The following is a 17,598-nucleotide window of genomic DNA, read 5'->3' as shown; positions in this document are numbered from 1 at the left end:
TTGTCCGGAGATCTCCGCAGGAATCGGAAGGCTTGAAAACGCGAAACGCGGGCGACATGCGCCCGCGTTCGTTCGTTAGACCACGGACGAATCAGACCGTGGAGAGACGCGCCATTTCCGTCTCAACGATGAGCTTCTTCAACTCCGGCACGCACGATCCGCAGTTGCCGCCCGCCTTCACGCACGAGGTGATTTCGGCGGCTGTCTTCAATCCCTTGTCGCGGATCGCGTTGCAGATCGTATTGCGTCCGACGCCGAAGCACGAGCACACGGTCGGCCCGGTGTCCTCGCCCTTGCCTATCGGCTGACCGAGCAGGAGGCTCGCGCGGTCCTCGTCGTCGAGGCGTCCCTTTTCGAACAGCGTCGCGAGCCACGCACGCGCGGGCAGATCGGGCCGCTCGGAGATGAACACGCAACTCTCGATACGCTCATTGACCACATGCGCCGCGCGATACACGCCCGCGCTCTTGTCTTCGTATTCGATCCAGTCAGCGTGCTCATCGTCGATATGAAAGAGCGCACGCGCCCAATCGTGATGATCGCCATGGGATGCATCGAAACGATTACGGCCCGCCATTTCGTAACGGACGAAGCCCGTGCCATGCACGCGCGTCCAGTGCGTGACCATGTCGAGGTCCGGCGCGGCGCGAGAGAGCGAAAAGCCGTGCCATGTCACGTGAAACTTCTCGATTGCGACAGGCGTGTGCTTGAACTCCGGTTCGCCCGAAACCGGATCGACGACGGGATTCACTACCGCACCGACGCGCGCGTCGGAGGCGGTCTGATCGTTCCAGTGGATCGGCACGAACACGCTGCCGCGCGGCATGCCACCGCCATGCTGCACGCGCGCGATCATCGAGCCCCAGCGACTCGACACGCGCGCGAGTTCGCCTTCGCGCACGCCGCTTGCGAGCGCGTCTTGCGGATGCATGTCGATGAACGATTCGCTGATATGGCCCGCGAGTTTCGAGGAGCGGCCCGTTCGCGTCATTGTGTGCCATTGGTCGCGCACGCGTCCGGTGTTGAGCACGAGCGGATAGTCGTCATCGGGCGCATTCACGGGCGCGCGTGCAACGGTTGCTACGAAGCGCGCACGGCCATCTGCATGACTGAAGCGGTGATCTTCGAAGAGCCGCTCCGTTCCTCCCTCTGCCGATTCGCGCAACGGCCATTGTGTCGGCTGCAGCGCATCGTATTGCGCGCGATCGAGCCCGGCCAGCCCACCGATATGAAACGCGCGATGCACGCCCGCCGACGCATCGTTGCGATACGCGCTCAACCGTGCGTGCTCGTCGAAAATCTCATGCGGACCCGCAAAATCGAAGCCTTCGAAGCCCATGCGCCGCGCGACATCGCAGATGATGCGCCAGTCCGCGCGCGCCTTGCCCGGCGCCGGAATGAACGCGCGTTGACGCGAGATGCGCCGCTCCGAGTTCGTCACGGTGCCATCCTTCTCGCCCCAGCCGAGCGCGGGCAGCAGCACATCGGCGAACGCGTTCGTATCCGTCTTTTCGATGATGTCCGATGCAACCACGAGCTCGCACTTCTCGAGCGCGCGCTTCACGCGATCGCCATCGGGCAGGCTGACGACAGGATTGGTGCCCATCACCCATACGGCTTTCACGCGGCCCGCTTCGATTGCATCGAACAACTCGACGGCCTTCAATCCGGCGCGCTCTGCAATCGCAGGCGAATTCCAGAACGTCCGCACCATCTCGCCATGCAGCGGATCGCCGAACTCGAGATGCGCGGCGAGCGTATTCGCGAGGCCGCCGACTTCGCGTCCGCCCATCGCGTTGGGCTGGCCGGTGAACGAGAACGGTCCCATGCCAGGCTTGCCGATTCGCCCCGTCAGCAGATGGCAATTGATGATGCAGTTGACCTTGTCCGTGCCGGCGCTCGACTGATTCACGCCTTGCGAATAGACCGTCACCACGCGCTCCGTGCGCGCGAAAAGACGATAAAACTCCATCAGATCGTGGTGATCCAGCTTGCAGTCTTTCGCGGTTTGCGCGAGATCCGAAGAACCCGCCGCTGCGAGCGCGTCGCCGGAACCGCTGGTATGTGCATCGACGAAAGCCGCATCGATTGCGCCGTGCTCCGCGAGGAACGCGAGCAGGCCGTTGAACAGCGCCACATCGCTGCCAGGCTTGAGCGGCAGATGCAGATCGGCCATTTCGCAAGTCGCGGTATAGCGCGGATCGATGACGACGATCTTCATCTCCGGCCGCTTCTCCTTCATCTTGACGATGCGCTGAAAGAGAATCGGATGACACCATGCCGTGTTCGATCCCACGAGCACGACGAGGTCCGCGAGTTCGAGGTCCTCATAACTCATCGGCACGAGGTCTTCGCCGAACGCGCGCTTGTGTCCCGCCACCGACGACGACATGCACAGCCGCGAGTTCGTATCGATGTTTGCGCTGCCGATGTAGCCCTTCATCAGCTTGTTGGCGACGTAGTAGTCCTCGGTGAGCAACTGACCCGATACATAGAACGCGACCGCGTCGGGACCATGCTCCGCGATGATGCGCGAAAAGCCGCTCGCAACCATGTCGATGGCATCGGCCCACGATGCATCGGTAAGCGCGCCGCTGCGGCGGTCGCGCAGTTTCGGATTGAGCAGACGCCCTTCGAGTCCAATCGTTTCGCCGAGCGCCGAGCCCTTCACGCACAGACGGCCGAAGTTCGATGGATGCGTTTCATCGCCGGCGATCGACACTTCGGTCGCGCTCTTCGGCGATGCGTTCACACCGCAGCCGACGCCGCAATACGGGCAAGTCGTTTTAACAGAAGCCGTTTGAATGGGGATGATGGACATGCTCACGTTTCTCTATCCTTGGCCGTATTCAGGCTTCACAAAGCGTCTTGCCGAAAAGAAGCTTGCCGCGCAGATGCGATACGTCCGCGCGGCTCTGAATCAGATCGAAATACCAGCCGCCGTCCTTCACGTCGCCGTACAGCACCGCGCCGATCACGCGTCCCGCCTGCAGCACGACACGCTTGTACACGCCGCGGCGCGGATCGCGCAGCACGAGATCCTCGCTGCCCTCGCCGCCGATGAAATCGCCCGCCGAATACAGATCGACGCCCGTCACCTTGAGCTTCGTCGCCGTCGCGCGCTGCACGTAACGGCGATGCCCCGCGCCCGCGAGATGCGCGCCCGCTACGCGCGCCTGATCCCAGATCGGCGCGACGAGACCGAAGGTCGCCGAGCGATGCTGCACGCATTCGCCCACCGCATACACGCGCGGATCGAAAGTCTGCAGCGTGTCGTCGACGACGATGGCGCGCTCGCAGTGCAGCCCCGCCTCTTTCGCGAGCGCGATGTTGGGCCGCACGCCCGCCGTCATCACGACGAGATCAGCGTCGATCTGCGTGCCGTCCGCGAAACGCACGGCGCGCACGCGGTCGTCGCCGACGATCTCCGTCGTCTGCGCGGCCATCGCGAAGTTGAGGCCTTTCGCTTCGAGCGAACGCTTGAGCAACGCGGACGCGGTGGCGTCGAGCTGACGATCCATCAGGCTGCCGCTCGCATGCACGACCGTTACCGACATGCCCTGCCGCTGCAAGCCGTTGGCCGCTTCGAGCCCGAGCAGACCGCCGCCGATGATCACCGCGTGTCGATGATCGCGTGCCGCTTCGAGCATCGTTTCGACATCCTGAATGTCGCGAAATGCGATCACACCGGAAAGCTCGCAACCCGGCACCGGAATGATGAATGGCTTCGAGCCGGTCGCGATCAGCAGACGGTCGTAGTGCGCTTCCACGCCCTTCTCCGAACGCACGACGCGCCGCGCACGATCGATTTCGATCACGGCATCGCCCGCATGCAGCGTGATGTCGTTCGCGTCGTACCATTCGCGCGTGTTGAGAATGATGTCGTCGACGCTCTTCTCGCCCGCGAGCACCGGCGACAACAGAATGCGGTTGTAGTTGCCGTACGGCTCGGCGCCGAATACGGTGATGTCGTACAGCTCGGGCGCGATCTTCAGCAGTTCTTCGACCGTACGCATACCGGCCATGCCGTTGCCGATCACCACGAGCCGCTGGCGCGATGCGGCGTGCTTCAACGCCGCCATGCCCGCAACCGCATATTCGGTCTTCATGCCGCGACCCACACCTTGCCGCCCGCGACCTTCACGCGATACGCGCTCACCGAAAGCTCCGGCGCTTCCAGGCATTCGCCCGTGCGCAGATCGAAGTGCTGCTTGTAGATCGGCGATGCAACGACGATACGCTCGCCCAGACTTCCCACGATGCCGCGCGAGAGCACCGCGGCTTGCGAATGGGGGTCGTAGTTGTCGATCGCGTACACGGCTGCCTCTTCGCCCGCGACATGAAACACCGCGACTTGCGTGCCCTTCACGAGCGCGCACACGCCCGTATCCGGCACGATATCGTCGAGTTCACAAACGGCGGTCCAGTCCTGTTCGATACGGTCGTTCATGATGTTTTTCCTCACGCGTTAAACGGTTTCGGCAAGCTTCGACTTGCGCTCTTCGAGCGTGGCGGGGCGAATCTGGCCGCGCTCTTCCACGAAGGTCACGTTCGCATCGCCCTGTTCGCTGTTGACGAAGTGACGGAAGCGCTTGCGCGTATGCGGATCGGTGACGGCCTTCTTCCATTCGTCCTCGTAGGTATCGACGACGAGTTGCATCTCCGCTTCGAGCTCGGCGGCGATGTCGAGCTTGTCGTTGATGACGACGTCGATCAGATACTCGAGTCCGCCTTCGAGGTTGTCGCGCCATACGCTCGTGCGTTGCAGGCGATCCGCCGTACGCACGTAGAACATCAGGAAGCGGTCGATGTACCGCACGAGCGTGTCGTGATCGAGATCGGACGCAATAAGCTCGGCGTGACGCGGCTTCATGCCGCCGTTGCCGCATACGTAGAGATTCCAGCCCTTCTCCGTCGCGATCACGCCGACGTCCTTGCCTTGCGCTTCGGCGCACTCGCGCGTGCAGCCCGACACGCCGAACTTGATCTTGTGCGGCGTGCGCAGACCCTTGTAGCGATTCTCCAGTTCGATCGCGAGTCCGACCGAATCGCCGACGCCATAACGGCACCACGTCGAGCCGACGCACGACTTCACGGTGCGCAGGGCCTTGCCATACGCATGACCCGATTCGAAGCCCGCCGCGATGAGCTCTTCCCAGATGAACGGCAATTGCTCTACGCGCGCGCCGAACATGTCGACACGCTGGCCGCCCGTAATCTTCGTATAGAGGCCGTACTTCTTCGCGACCTGGCCGACCGCGATCAAGCCATCGGGCGTCACTTCGCCGCCCGGCATGCGCGGCACGACGCTGTACGTGCCATCGCGCTGGATGTTCGCGAGGTAGTAATCGTTCGAATCCTGCAGGCTCGCGTGCTCTTTCTTCAGCACGAACTCGTTCCAGCACGAAGCAAGAATGCTCGCGACGGCAGGCTTGCAGATATCGCAGCCGCGTCCCTTGCCGTGCTTCGCGAGCAGCGTGCCGAACGTGCGATGTCCTTCCACGCGCGCGATGTGATAAAGCTCCTGACGCGAATACGGGAAGTGCTCGCACAGATGATTGTTCACCGCGAGACCCTGCCGCTTCATCTCCGACTTCATCACTTGCGTGACGAGCGGCACGCAGCCGCCGCACGATGCGCCCGCCTTGCACGACGACTTGATCGCGCCAATGCTCGTTGCGCCCGCGCAGACAGCCGCGCAGATTTCAGCCTTGCTTACGTTGTTGCACGAACAGATCTGCGCCGCATCGGGCAAGGCTTCGACGCCGAGCGCGGGCTTCGCTTTTCCATCGCTCGACGGCAGGATCAGGAACTCGGGCGCTTCGGGCAACTCGATCTTGTTCAACATCATCTGCAGCAGCGTGCCGTATTCCGCTGCATCGCCGACCATCACGCCGCCGAGAAGAAACTTGCCGCAGTCGGACACGACGATCTTCTTGTAGACCTGCTTGCGCTCGTCGCTGTACTGATACGTCCGGCTGCCGGGCGTCTTGCCGTGTGCATCGCCGATGCTCGCCACATCGACGCCCATCAGCTTGAGTTTGGTGCTCATGTCCGCGCCCGCGAACGCCGCCTCCTCGCCGATGATCTGCTTCGCGACGATGCGCGCCATGTCGTAACCCGGCGCGACGAGGCCGAACAACTGGCCCTTCCACAACGCACATTCGCCGATGGCATAGATCGCTTCGTCGCTCGTGCGGCAGGCGTCGTCGATCACGATGCCGCCGCGCGCGCCGATGTCGAGACCCGCTGCACGCGCGATGTCGTCGCGCGGACGAATGCCTGCCGAGAACACGATCATGTCGGTGTCGAGATGCGTCTCATCGGCGAAATTCATGCGGTTGGCCGCGCCTTCGCCATCGACGATCGCAAGCGTGTTCTTACCCGTATGAACCGTGACGCCGAGCTCCTCGATCTTCGCGCGCAGCACGCGTCCGCCGCCGTCATCGACCTGCACGGCCATCAGGCGCGGCGCGAATTCGATCACATGCGTTTCGAGTCCCATGTCGCGCAGCGCCTTCGCTGCTTCGAGACCGAGCAGACCGCCGCCGACGACCGTGCCCGTCTTCGAGCGCGCGCCGCATGCCTGCATCGCTTCGAGATCTTCGATCGTGCGATACACGAAGCAGCCGTCGCGATCACGGCCTTCGATGGGCGGCACGAACGGATAGGAGCCGGTCGCGAGCACGAGCTTGTCGTACGCGAGCACTTCGCCCGTCGAAGCCGTCACCGTGCGCGCCGCGCGATCGATCGACACCGCGCGCGCATTCAGTTTCAGCGCATAACCCGAACGTTCGAAGAAGCCCTCTTCGACGAGCGAGAGATCATCCGCGCTCTTGCCCGTGAAGAATTCGGTCAGATGCACGCGGTCGTACGCGGCGCGCGGTTCTTCGCACAGGACCGTCACGTCGAGCGCTTCGTTGCCGCTCTCGGCGAGACATTCGAGGAACTTGTGGCCGACCATGCCGTGGCCGATGACGACGATTTTCATGACGGGGCCTTCTCAGTTTGCAATGACGTTATTGGCTGCGAGCGCGCTTTCGCGCAGTGCCGCTTCGCGTGCCTTGTGTTCGGGGGAGAAGCGCACGGCGAGCGCGCAGAGCGCCGTCGTCGCGACGATCACGCCGAGCATCGAGAGCGTGGCTTGCGCGTTGCCGAGGCCTTTCATCAGGAAGCCCGCTGCGACCGCGCCGACGTTGCCGCCGGCGCCGATCACGCCAGCCACGCCGCCGAGCGCCTTGCGATCGATGAACGGCACGAGCGCGTAAGTCGCGCCGCATGCCATGTGCGTGAAGAGGCCGAACGCAAGCATCGCGACGATGGCGAGCACGACGCTCGGCGCATGCGCGAACGCATAGAGGCCGATGCCTTCGCCCGCGATCAGCGCGAACAACAAGGTCGCGCGGATATCGAGGCCTTTCTTCGCGGCGGCTTTATCGGAGAGCCAGCCGCCGAGCGCGCGGGCGAAGAGCGCGAGCAGACCGAAGCTGCCCGCCGCCATGCCGGCTTGCGCGAGCGAGAGGCCGAAGTGATCGACGTAATAGATCGCCGCCATGTTGTGGATGAACACTTCGACGCCGAAGCACGCGCCGTACGTGACGAAGAGCATCCACACGCGATAGTTCGAGCACGCGGTCAGGAAGCTCTGCCAGCCGCCCTTCTTGCCGCCGTCGATCGCGACGCCGGCACGGCGCAGCGCGACGAAGTCGCCTTGCGGGCAATCCTGCGTATAGCGCCAATAGAAGAAGGCCATCACCGGCATCGCGATGCCCGGCACGATCAAAGCGACGCGCCATGCCGATGCTTCGCCCACGCCGAGCGCGATCGCTGCCGCGACGAGAAGCGGAATGATCGCCTGCGCCGCGCCCGCGCCCGCGTTGCCCCAGCCGGCAGTCGTTGCGTTCGCGGTGCCGACGACGTTCGGCGCGAACATCACCGACGTGTGGTACTGCGTGATGACGAAGCTCGCGCCGATCGCGCCGATCGCGAGACGGCACCACAGGAAGCTGCCGTAGCCCGTAGAGAGCGCCGCGCCGATGACAGGCACCGAACCCGCGAGCAGCAGCGCGCCATACACGCGGCGCGGGCCGAAGCGATCGCACATCGGTCCGACGACGAGGCGCACCAGAATCGTCACGGCGACGGCCGCGATATTGATGTTCGCAACTTGATCCGCCGTGAGTCCGTATTCGCGCTTGATGAGCGGCATCAGCGGCGCGCAGGCGAACCACGCGAAGAAGCATACGAAGAAGGCCATCCACGTGAGATGGAAGGCGCGCATCGGCGCGCTGCGCATGCTGAAGAGATCGATCCGGGTGGCTTTGTCCATCGTCTTTCCGCAAAAAAAGAAAGGCGTCCCGCGCATGGGCCGGGAAGCCGATGCGGGGGACGCCGTTGTCCGATGCCCGCATGTTCTTCACTTGCCGGGCGCTGTATTCAGGACGGATCGCCGTTGATCCGATGGCGAGACATAAGGCAAGGCCTATGCCATGCGGGCCGCATCGACTTCAGACGCTTGTCGCGCAAGGCTTTGCGCGTTATATGCACGGACTGCGCGCATGAGCTTCACGTCATGTTTCGATGCAGGCGGGCACAGGGATGGTGCGACGCAGCACTGATGCCGTGCGAACGTGCAAGCGATCGCTTCGTACGCTCCTCACTTTGTACTGCACGGTTAACGCACGCATTCACATCGAGCAAGCGCCCATGCGCCCTCGCGGTGCCACCCGCGCACAACGACAGTGCGGATAACGTGCTCGAAGCCTTATCCGACCAATGGCCCGCTTATTGCATTGTCGAAAGCGCTGCGAGCAACGGCGTTCGCGGCGCCCCGATACATGAAAGCAAGGACAAAGGCGTCCCCATCGTGCAGCGACACGAGCGGACGCTATCTGCGTTTGCCGCGCCGATGCCTCACATACGAAGCACGCAGACTCAGGAAGCAACGATGAGCACCATCAAAGGCAAAGTCACTCTGTTGAGCGCGGGCCCCGGCGATCTGGACTTGCTGACCTTGCGCGCCGCGAAGGCGCTCGCCGCCGCCGACGTCCTTCTCGTCGACGATCTCGCCAACGCCGACATCGTCACGCTTGCGCCGAACGCGCGCGTGATTCGCGTCGGCAAGCGCGGCGGATGCAAGTCCACGCCGCAAGCCTTCATTCAGCGCCTCATGCAGCGATACGCGAAGAAAGGACTGCATGTGGTGCGCGTGAAAGGCGGCGACGCGTTGCTCTTCGGACGCGCGGGCGAAGAGATCGCCGCATTGCGCGAGGCGGATATTCCGGTCGATATCGTCAATGGCGTGTCATCGGGATTCGCGGCGGCGGCTGGACTCGGCATCTCGCTCACGCATCGCGATCATTGTCAGGGCGTGACGTTCGTCACCGCGCACATGCAGGATCACAGTCAGCCGGATTGGGCCGCGCTCGCCGCAACGGGCACCACGCTCGCGATCTATATGGGCATGAGCCGCATCGCGAGTCTGACGGCATCGTTGCTCGATGCGTTGCCCGCGAGCACCCCTGCGGCCGTCGTGCAGCACGCGGGATCGTCGCAGGAAAAGCGGCTCGTGACGACGCTCGATCGTCTTGCCGATGATGCCAACGCTGCCGGCCTCGGCAGTCCGGCGGTGATTCTGATCGGCGGTGCGATCGGCGAAGCGGCGGAATTCGCGGCGCATATGCAAAGCGCCAAAGGCTTCGCTCATGCCGCGTAAAGCGGGTTCTCAAAGCGCGGACGGCGCGTTAAAGTCTCAAGCGTCCCTCGCATGACCGCTTCCGCTTCCCGCATGCTTCGCGTTCTTCTCGTCACCGACACCGACAAGCCCATAGGCGATTTGCGCGAGCAACTCGCGCGCATGGGCTATGACATGCTCGCCGAAGCGGCCGCGCCTTCGGCGCTGCACAAGGCCGTCGAGAGCCAGAAGCCCGATGTCGTCATCATCGATACCGAGTCGCCCTCGCGCGACACGCTCGAACAGCTCGCGGTGATGAACAAGGCCGCGCCGCGTCCCGTGCTGATGTTCAGCAACGACGCGGATCAGCAGTTCATTCGCGCGGCAGTGGGCGCGGGCGTCACCGCGTATTCCGTCGAAGGACTCGCGCCCGAGCGTCTCGCGCCGATCATCGAAGTCGCGCTCGCGCGTTTCGCGCATGAAGCGCAGTTGCGTCAGCGGCTCGCGAAGGTCGAGGACGAACTGGAGCAGCGCAAGGTCATCGACCGCGCGAAACGTCTTCTGATGGACAGGCGCGGCATGTCCGAAAACGAAGCCTATGCGGCGCTTCGCAAGCGCGCGATGGATCAGGGCGTGAAGGTCGCCGAGATCGCGCGCCAATTGCTTTCGATGGCCGATCTGCTCTAGCTTTATCGACATCTCATGAACATCACTTCCTCCCAACCCGAACGCACGCATCTGCGGCTCGGCTTCGTCGCCCTTTCCGATGCCGCGCCGCTCGCCGTCGCCGCGTTGCGCGATCTCGGCGCGCGTCATGGCATCTCGATCGAGCTGTGCCGTCAGCCGTCGTGGGCGGCCGTGCGCGACAAGCTGCTGTCCGGCGAGATCGACGCGGCGCACGCGCTCTATGGCCTCGTGTACGGCGTGCAACTCGGTATCGGCGGGCCGCAGGCGGACATGGCCGTGCTGATGGTCCTCAATCGCAACGGTCAGGCGATCACGCTGTCGCGTCCGTTGGCCGATGCGATCCGGAACGGCGCCAGCGTGAAGGAAGCGTTGCATTCGCTCGGGCGGCCGCCGGTCATCGCGCAGACTTTTCCGACCGGCACGCACGCGATGTGGCTGTATTACTGGCTCGCGGCGCACGGCGTGCATCCGTTGCGCGATGTGCAGAGCATCGTGATTCCGCCGCCGCGCATGGCCGATGCGCTCGTCGAGGGCGCGCTCGACGGCTTCTGCGCGGGCGAGCCGTGGCACGCCGTCGCCGAGGCGCGCGACGCGGGCAGGACGGTCGCGTACACGAGCGAGATCTGGCCGGATCATCCGGAGAAGGTGCTCGCGTGCCGGCGCGATTTCGCGGCGCTCTATCCCGCGACGGCGCGCGCGCTCGTTCGCACGATGCTCGATGCGTGCGCCTGGCTCGATGCGCGGGCGCATCGCGAGGAGATCGCCGAGGCGCTGTCGTCGTCCGCGCTGCTCGGCGTGCCGCGCGCGCTGATCGAGCCGCGCCTCGCCGCATCCGATGGCGGCGATGCGCGCGCGCTGCCCGTGCGTTTCTTCGATGAAGGCGCGGTGAACTATCCGCGCGTATCGGACGGCGTCTGGTTCATTACGCAATACCGGCGCTGGGGCATGCTCGGCGCCGATATCGACGATGCGGCCATCGCGGCGAGCGTGAATCAGACCGCGCTTTATCGCGAGGCGGCGCAGGCGGCGGGCATTGCGATTCCCGGTGAACGGCGCGCGGCGACGTTCTGCGATGGCCGCGTCTGGGACGGCGGCGATGCGGCGGCGTATCTCGCGGGGTTCGAAATACGCGCGTAGAAAAGCGCCTACCATGGAATTTCCAGCGCGCACCGGAGATCCGCCATGGAACTGCTCGCCATCGCCATCGACAAGCCCGAGGACACCAACTTCATCCTCGGTCAGTCGCATTTCATCAAGACGGTCGAGGATCTGCACGAGGCGCTCGTCGGCGCGGTGCCCGGCATCCGCTTCGGACTCGCGTTCTGCGAGGCGTCGGGCAAGCGGCTCGTACGCACGTCGGGCACGGACGAGCATGGCGTCGAGCTGGCCGCGCGCAACGCGCAGAACATCGGCGCGGGACACAGCTTCATCATCGTGCTCGGCGACGGCTTCTTTCCCGTCAACGTGCTCAATACCGTGAAGGCCGTGCCGGAGGTGTGCCGTATCTTCTGCGCGACCGCCAATCCGACGCAGGTGCTTGTCGCGCAGACGGATCAGGGACGCGGGATCGTCGGCGTGGTGGACGGGTTCCCGCCGCTTGGCGTCGAAAGCGAAGACGACGTGAAGTGGCGCCACGACCTGCTGCGCAAGATCGGCTACAAGGCCTGAAGCGCGCCGCGAAGCCTGCCGCGCCTTGACTTGACGGCGCAAATCGCGAGAATGAGGCCCGCCGCCGCGCGCCCATCCGGAGCGATTTTCCCGGCCGGGGCGCGACATCATGGAAAATATCGGGATACGGTATAAAGGCCGTTGGCGTTTTTCGTGCCTTTTCTGAAAAGCCGCACGGGCAGACATTCCCGGCATCACCCCGCCGATACGGCACCGAACACCGGCCACCCGCGCCGCCCGAGGATAGGGTCGTCCTCGCGCGGCCTACAGGAGCATCACATGACCGACATGAATCCAGGCTTTTTCGGCAGGATAGGCATTGCCTTCGGCGCCTTCTTCGGCATTCTCGGCAATGCATCGTTCGCGGGCCGCGTGCAGCGCCTGCGCGAAGCGCCCGAAGCGCCTGAAGCCCCCGCAGCCGCGCCCGATTTCAAAGCCGAAGCGCCGAAGCCTGCCGCCGCGCCGGTTCAACCCGCGCCGTCCGCGCTGAAGGAGGCGAGCCCGGTCGCCGCGTTGCAACTGCTCGGCCTTTTGCAGCGCGACGCGCGTTTCATCGATTTCGTGGAAGAAGACATCGTCAATTACAGCGACGCCGATATCGGCGCGGCCGCCCGCCTCGTGCACGACGGCTGCCGTAACGTGCTGCGCGAGCATTTCACGGTCAAGCCCGTGCGCACCGAAGCGGAAGGCACGCGCATCACACTGCAGGAGGGTTTCGATGCCGCCGCCATCCGGCTGACGGGCAACGTCGTCGGCAAGCCGCCCTTTTCGGGCAGCATCAGCCATCGTGGATGGAAGGTCGAGGACACGCGCCTGCCGAAGCTCGCGCCGTCCCATGATGCGAGCATCGTCGCGCCCGCGGAGGTGGAACTGTGAGCGACATTCAAGCGAACGATAACCCGGCGCGCTACTCGATCGGCGTCGATCTCGGCACGACGCATTGCGCGCTCTCCTACGTCGACATGAGCGCGAGCGACGGCGAAAAGACCGCGCAAGGCGTGCTGCCCATCTCGCAACTGACCGCGCCCGGCGCCGCCGAAGAACGCGATCTTTTGCCCTCGTTTCTCTATCTGCCGCACGAGAACGAGCTCGCGCCCGGCGATCTCACGCTGCCGTGGACGCAGGAGCGCAGGTTCATCGTCGGCGAACTCGCGCGCAGCCGGGGCGCGGGCACGCCGATCCGCCTCGTTTCCAGCGCGAAAAGCTGGCTGTGCCATCCGGGCGTCGATCGCCGCGCGTCAATCCTGCCGTCCGATGCGCCCGAGGAAGTCGAGCGCGTGTCGCCGCTGGAAAGCTCGGTGCGCTATCTGACGCATTTGCGCGAAGCGTGGAACCACGCGCATCCCGATGCGCCTTTCGATCAGCAGGACGTCACCGTGACGATTCCCGCGTCCTTCGATCCCGCCGCGCGCGAACTCACCGCCGAAGCCGCCGCCGCAGCCGGCTACACGCGCATGACGCTGCTCGAAGAGCCGCAGGCCGCGCTCTATAGCTGGATTCAAAAATCGTCGGGCGGCTGGCGCAAGCAGGTCAAAGTGGGCGATGTGATTCTCGTCGTCGATGTCGGCGGCGGCACGACCGACTTGTCGCTGATCGCGGTCGTCGAGCGCGAAGGCAATCTGGAACTGCATCGCGTGGCCGTTGGCGAGCACATCCTGCTCGGCGGCGACAACATGGACCTCGCGCTCGCGCATACCGTCGCGCGCAAGCTCGCGCAATCGGGCACGCAGCCCGATCCGTGGCAGTTGCGCGCCCTCACCTACGCGTGCCGCTCGGCGAAGGAAACGCTGCTTTCCGATCCGTCCGTCGATGCGGTGCCGCTCGTCGTCCCGAGCCGCGGCTCGAAGCTGATCGGCGGGTCGCTGCGCACCGAACTCACGCGCGCCGAACTCACGCAGATCCTGCTCGAAGGCTTTTTCCCGCAAGTCGATGCCGCGGCTCGCCCCGTTTCGCGCGCGCGCGTCGGTCTCACGCAACTCGGTCTGCCGTACGCGCAGGACGCCGCCGTCACGCGCCATCTCGCCGCGTTCCTCGGCCGTCAGGTCAACGCGCTCACGGAAGTCGAAGGCCTGCAGCATCAGGCGCCGCAGGGCGCGACGCTGCTGCATCCGACCGTCGTGCTGTTCAACGGCGGCGTGTTCAAGTCGCCGCTGCTCGTCGAGCGCGTGATGACGACGCTGAATTCATGGCTCGCCTCCGAAAACGCGCCCGCCGCGCGTCTGCTCGAAGGCGCGGACCTCGATCTCGCGGTGGCGCGCGGCGCGGCCTATTACGGCTATGTGCGGCGCGGCAAGGGCGTGCGCATCCGTGGCGGCACGGCGCGCGCGTACTACGTCGCGGTCGAATCGGCGATGCCGGCCGTTCCCGGACTGGAGCCGCCCGTGCAGGCGCTGTGCGTCGCGCCGTTCGGCATGGAGGAAGGCACGGACGCCGAATTGCCCGCGCAGGAATTCGGGCTCGTCGTCGGCGAGCCGGTGCATTTCCGCTTCTTCGGCTCCTCGGTGCGTCGTCAGGATCAGGTCGGCACGCTGCTCGATTACTGGCAACCGGACGAATTGCAGGAACTCGAAGAGATCGAAGCGTCGCTGCCGCCCGAAGGCCGCACGCCGGGCGAGGTCGTGCCCGTCAAGCTGCACGCACGCGTGACCGAAGCGGGCACGCTCGAACTCGAAGCGATTCCGCGCGGCTCGTCCGAGCGCTGGAAGGTCGAGTTCGACGTGCGCGGCGGCGCGAACGCGGGCGCGGATCAGGGCATGGGCCTGTAAGTGTCCGGGCGCAAGAAAAAGGTGTCCGGCGCGCGGTACAGCGTCGGCATCGATCTCGGGACGAGCAATACGGTCGTCGCGTACGCGGAAATCGGCTCGAACGATATCCGCGTGTTCGACATCGACCAGCTCGTCGGCGCGGGGGAAGTCGCGGCGCTGCCGCTTCTGCCGTCGCTGCGCTATCACTTCGCGCCAGGCGAACTCAAGTCCGAGGATCTGCAATTGCCGTGGGGCGAGATGGAAGCGCCCGCCGTCATCGGCAGATTCGCTCGGATGCTCGGCGCGCAGGTGCCGGGACGGCTCGTGTCGAGCGCGAAAAGCTGGCTGTCGCACGCGGCGGTCGATCGCCTCGCGGCCATCTTGCCGTGGGGCGCGGGCGACGACGTCGAAAAAATCTCGCCGGTGATGGCGAGCGCGAGCTATCTCGCGCACGTCCACGCGGCGTGGAACGAGCGCTTTCCGGATGCACCGCTCGACACGCAGGACGTCGTGCTGACCGTGCCCGCCTCGTTCGATGAAGGCGCCCGCGCGCTGACGCTCGAAGCCGCGCGCATGGCGGGACTCGAAAAACTGCGGCTGCTGGAAGAGCCGCAGGCCGCGTTTTACGACTGGCTGTTTCATCATCGCGCGACGCTCGCGGATGATCTGAAGGCGACGCGGCTCGTGATGATCGTCGACGTCGGCGGCGGCACAACCGACCTCACGCTCATCCAGGTCGCGATGGAGAACGGCGAGCCGGTGTTGACGCGCATCGGCGTGGGCAACCATCTGATGCTCGGCGGCGACAATATGGATCTCGCGCTCGCGCATCTCGTCGAGAAGCGTCTCGCGGGCAGCGATGCGCGTCTCTCCGCCGGACGCCTGTCGCAACTCGTCGAGCGCTGCCGCGCGGCGAAAGAGCAATTGCTAGGCGACAACGCGCCCGCATCCACGTCGATCACGCTGCTCGGCGCGGGCTCGAAGCTGATCGGCGGCGCGCGTTCGGCCGATGTCACGCGCGACGAGATCGAGCGGATCATCGTCGAAGGATTCTTTCCGATGGTCGCCCCGAGCGATCGCCCCGGCCGTTCGCGCGGCGGCATCGTCGAATTCGGGCTGCCGTATGCGAGCGACGCGGCCATCACGCGGCATATCGCGGCGTTTCTCGGCCAGCATGCCGGAGAGGCGAAGAAGGCGCTCGGCCTCGTCGATGCGCCCGCCGAAACGCTCGCCATTCCGGACACCTTGCTGTTGAACGGCGGCGTGTTTCGCGCCGCTCCGCTCGCGCGCCGCATCGCCGATACGCTTTCCGGCTGGCGCGGCGAAGCCGTCAACGTGCTCGCGAACGGCAATCCCGATGTCGCGGTCGCGCGCGGCGCGGTCGCCTACGCGCTCGCGCGCGCGGGCAATGCGCCGAAGATCGGCGGTGGCTCGGCGCGCAGCTTCTTCCTGCTGCTCGAAGACGATGCCAACGCGATGCGTGGCGTCTGCGTCCTGCCGCGAGGCACCGAAGAAGGCCAGGCGATCCATCTCGCCGATCGCACCTTCTCGCTCACGCTCGGCGCGCCGGTGCGCTTTCACCTGGCGTCGTCGGTGTCGGAGACGGCTTACGAAGCGGGCGCGCTCGCAGACCTCGCGGCCGCATCGGGCGATTTCATCCGTCTGCCGCCGATCGCGACCGTCGTCGATCCGCATGCCGCCGGCAAGGGCCGAGCGCGCGAAACGGCGGTTCAGCTGACGACCTCGCTCACCGAAGTCGGCACGCTGGAGATGCACTGCATCGCCGTCGACGATCCCGCGCAACGCTGGCTGCTCGAATTCCAGTTGCGCCGCGAGGCGTCGCAGACCGACGAGACCGTGAGCGAATCGCATCCGGCGCTGCCGAAAGCCATCGAACTGATAGACCGCACGTTCGGCGCGAAGTCGCACGATGTCGGGCCGAAGGAAGTCAAACGCCTGCGCGCGCAGCTCGAACAGACGCTCGGCCCGCGCGACACCTGGGACATCGCACTCTTGCGCGAGGTCTTCGGCGCGCTGTTCGAGCGCGCGAAAAGGCGCCGCCGCACCGCCGATCACGAGCGTCTGTGGCTCAATCTCGCGGGCTACTGCATGCGTCCGGGCTTCGGGCATCCGCTCGACGAATGGCGTGTCGAGCAACTCTGGACGCTTTTCGATCAGGGCATTCAGTACAGCAACGAAAGCCAGATCTGGTCCGAATGGTGGACGCTCTGGCGCCGCGCGGCCGGTGGCCTGCCCGAAGCGGCGCAACTCAAGCTGCTCGACGACATGGCCTTCGTGCTGCAACCGCCCGGCACGAGCCGCTATCGCAAGGCGGCGGGCGCGGCGCGCGCGGGCTACGAGGACATGGTGCGGCTCGCGGCGTCGCTGGAACGCGTGCCGGTCGAGCGCAAGAACGAGGTCGGCGAATGGCTGCTCACGCGCCTGAAAAAGCCTTCGGAGAGCGTGCAAAGCTGGTGGGCGCTGGGCCGCATCGGCGCCCGCGCGCCCTTTTACGGCAGCGCGCACGGTGTCGTGCCGCCCGAGGTCGCCGTCGTCTGGCTCGATGCGATCCTCGCGCTCGACTGGAAGAAGGTCGATCCCGCCGCGTTCGCCGCCGTGCAGATCGCGCGCATGACCGGCGACCGCTCGCGCGATCTGCCCGACGATGCGCGCGCGGCTGTCGTGCAGCGTCTCGAAACGATGGGCGCGGCGCAGGCGTGGATCGCGATGGTCCGCGAGACCGTCGAGCTCGATCGCGCCGACGTCGGACGCGTGTTCGGCGAAACGCTGCCGGCGGGGCTGAAGCTCATCCACTGATCGCGCTCG

At 65.4% G+C, this 17,598-nt stretch carries 12 protein-coding genes; 7 read left to right on the top strand and 5 right to left on the bottom strand.

Annotation, left to right across the window (positions count from 1 at the left end; genetic code table 11):
• Positions 1 to 91 precede the first annotated feature (91 nt).
• Genes QCE58_RS25470 through QCE58_RS25450 form a run of 5 tightly spaced genes read right to left on the bottom strand, consistent with a single transcriptional unit; the run spans position 92 to position 8,329 of the window.
• Positions 92 to 2,821 (bottom strand): nitrate reductase, encoded by a 2,730-nt coding sequence (locus QCE58_RS25470; protein WP_250521612.1) that lies wholly within the window; start codon positions 2,819 to 2,821, stop codon positions 92 to 94.
• A 28-nt stretch (positions 2,822 to 2,849) separates the two neighbouring features.
• Positions 2,850 to 4,109 carry an NAD(P)/FAD-dependent oxidoreductase gene (locus tag QCE58_RS25465; RefSeq protein ID WP_250521611.1) on the bottom strand — a complete coding sequence of 420 codons (1,260 nt, stop codon included), beginning with the start codon at positions 4,107 to 4,109 and terminating at the stop codon, positions 2,850 to 2,852.
• Positions 4,106 to 4,450 carry a nitrite reductase small subunit NirD gene (gene nirD, locus QCE58_RS25460; RefSeq protein ID WP_008353596.1) on the bottom strand — a complete coding sequence of 115 codons (345 nt, stop codon included), beginning with the start codon at positions 4,448 to 4,450 and terminating at the stop codon, positions 4,106 to 4,108. Before nirD ends, QCE58_RS25465 begins: the two co-directional genes overlap by 4 nt.
• An 18-nt stretch (positions 4,451 to 4,468) precedes the next feature.
• On the bottom strand, positions 4,469 to 6,991 hold the full coding sequence (nirB, locus tag QCE58_RS25455; protein ID WP_175979214.1) for a nitrite reductase large subunit NirB: 2,523 nt from the start codon (positions 6,989 to 6,991) through the stop codon (positions 4,469 to 4,471).
• Between the two features lie 12 nt (positions 6,992 to 7,003).
• A complete protein-coding gene (locus QCE58_RS25450; RefSeq protein ID WP_250521610.1) occupies positions 7,004 to 8,329 on the bottom strand; it encodes an MFS transporter in 1,326 nt (441 codons plus the stop codon).
• 618 nt (positions 8,330 to 8,947) lie between these two features.
• Here QCE58_RS25450 and cobA point away from each other — a divergent pair.
• The 7 genes from cobA (at position 8,948) to QCE58_RS25415 (ending at position 17,589) form a co-directional block, all read left to right on the top strand.
• Positions 8,948 to 9,715, top strand: coding sequence for a uroporphyrinogen-III C-methyltransferase (cobA, locus tag QCE58_RS25445; protein ID WP_250521609.1), 768 nt, complete (start codon positions 8,948 to 8,950; stop codon positions 9,713 to 9,715).
• Between the two features lie 72 nt (positions 9,716 to 9,787).
• On the top strand, positions 9,788 to 10,360 hold the full coding sequence (locus QCE58_RS25440; protein ID WP_034471835.1) for an ANTAR domain-containing response regulator: 573 nt from the start codon (positions 9,788 to 9,790) through the stop codon (positions 10,358 to 10,360).
• Between the two features lie 15 nt (positions 10,361 to 10,375).
• Positions 10,376 to 11,497, top strand: coding sequence for a CmpA/NrtA family ABC transporter substrate-binding protein (locus QCE58_RS25435; protein WP_250521608.1), 1,122 nt, complete (start codon positions 10,376 to 10,378; stop codon positions 11,495 to 11,497).
• 45 nt (positions 11,498 to 11,542) lie between these two features.
• Entirely contained in the window at positions 11,543 to 12,028 is a 486-nt protein-coding gene (locus tag QCE58_RS25430) for an adenosine-specific kinase (protein ID WP_008353603.1), read from the top strand.
• A gap of 279 nt (positions 12,029 to 12,307) precedes the next feature.
• Entirely contained in the window at positions 12,308 to 12,904 is a 597-nt protein-coding gene (locus QCE58_RS25425) for a DUF2760 domain-containing protein (RefSeq protein WP_250435658.1), read from the top strand.
• Positions 12,901 to 14,793 carry an Hsp70 family protein gene (locus tag QCE58_RS25420; RefSeq protein ID WP_250521607.1) on the top strand — a complete coding sequence of 631 codons (1,893 nt, stop codon included), beginning with the start codon at positions 12,901 to 12,903 and terminating at the stop codon, positions 14,791 to 14,793. Before QCE58_RS25425 ends, QCE58_RS25420 begins: the two co-directional genes overlap by 4 nt.
• Complete coding sequence (locus QCE58_RS25415; protein WP_250521606.1) at positions 14,794 to 17,589, top strand: Hsp70 family protein; 2,796 nt, start codon at positions 14,794 to 14,796, stop codon at positions 17,587 to 17,589.
• The last annotated feature ends 9 nt before the right edge of the window (positions 17,590 to 17,598 follow it).

The organism is Caballeronia sp. LZ028 (assembly GCF_031451415.1).
GTDB classification, from domain to species: domain Bacteria; phylum Pseudomonadota; class Gammaproteobacteria; order Burkholderiales; family Burkholderiaceae; genus Caballeronia; species Caballeronia zhejiangensis.
This window is presented reverse-complemented; position numbering and strand designations above follow the sequence as displayed.

Excerpts from the sequence above, each read along its gene's own strand:
- nirD (WP_008353596.1), bottom strand. The coding sequence starts at position 4,450 with ATGAACGACCGTATCGAACAGGACTGGACCGCCGTTTGTGAACTCGAC.
- cobA (WP_250521609.1), top strand. The coding sequence starts at position 8,948 with ATGAGCACCATCAAAGGCAAAGTCACTCTGTTGAGCGCGGGCCCCGGC.
- QCE58_RS25425 (WP_250435658.1), top strand. The coding sequence starts at position 12,308 with ATGACCGACATGAATCCAGGCTTTTTCGGCAGGATAGGCATTGCCTTC.
- QCE58_RS25430 (WP_008353603.1), top strand. The coding sequence starts at position 11,543 with ATGGAACTGCTCGCCATCGCCATCGACAAGCCCGAGGACACCAACTTC.
- QCE58_RS25440 (WP_034471835.1), top strand. The coding sequence starts at position 9,788 with ATGCTTCGCGTTCTTCTCGTCACCGACACCGACAAGCCCATAGGCGAT.
- QCE58_RS25435 (WP_250521608.1), top strand. The coding sequence starts at position 10,376 with ATGAACATCACTTCCTCCCAACCCGAACGCACGCATCTGCGGCTCGGC.
- nirB (WP_175979214.1), bottom strand. The coding sequence starts at position 6,991 with ATGAAAATCGTCGTCATCGGCCACGGCATGGTCGGCCACAAGTTCCTC.
- QCE58_RS25470 (WP_250521612.1), bottom strand. The coding sequence starts at position 2,821 with ATGTCCATCATCCCCATTCAAACGGCTTCTGTTAAAACGACTTGCCCG.
- QCE58_RS25450 (WP_250521610.1), bottom strand. The coding sequence starts at position 8,329 with ATGGACAAAGCCACCCGGATCGATCTCTTCAGCATGCGCAGCGCGCCG.
- QCE58_RS25465 (WP_250521611.1), bottom strand. The coding sequence starts at position 4,109 with ATGAAGACCGAATATGCGGTTGCGGGCATGGCGGCGTTGAAGCACGCC.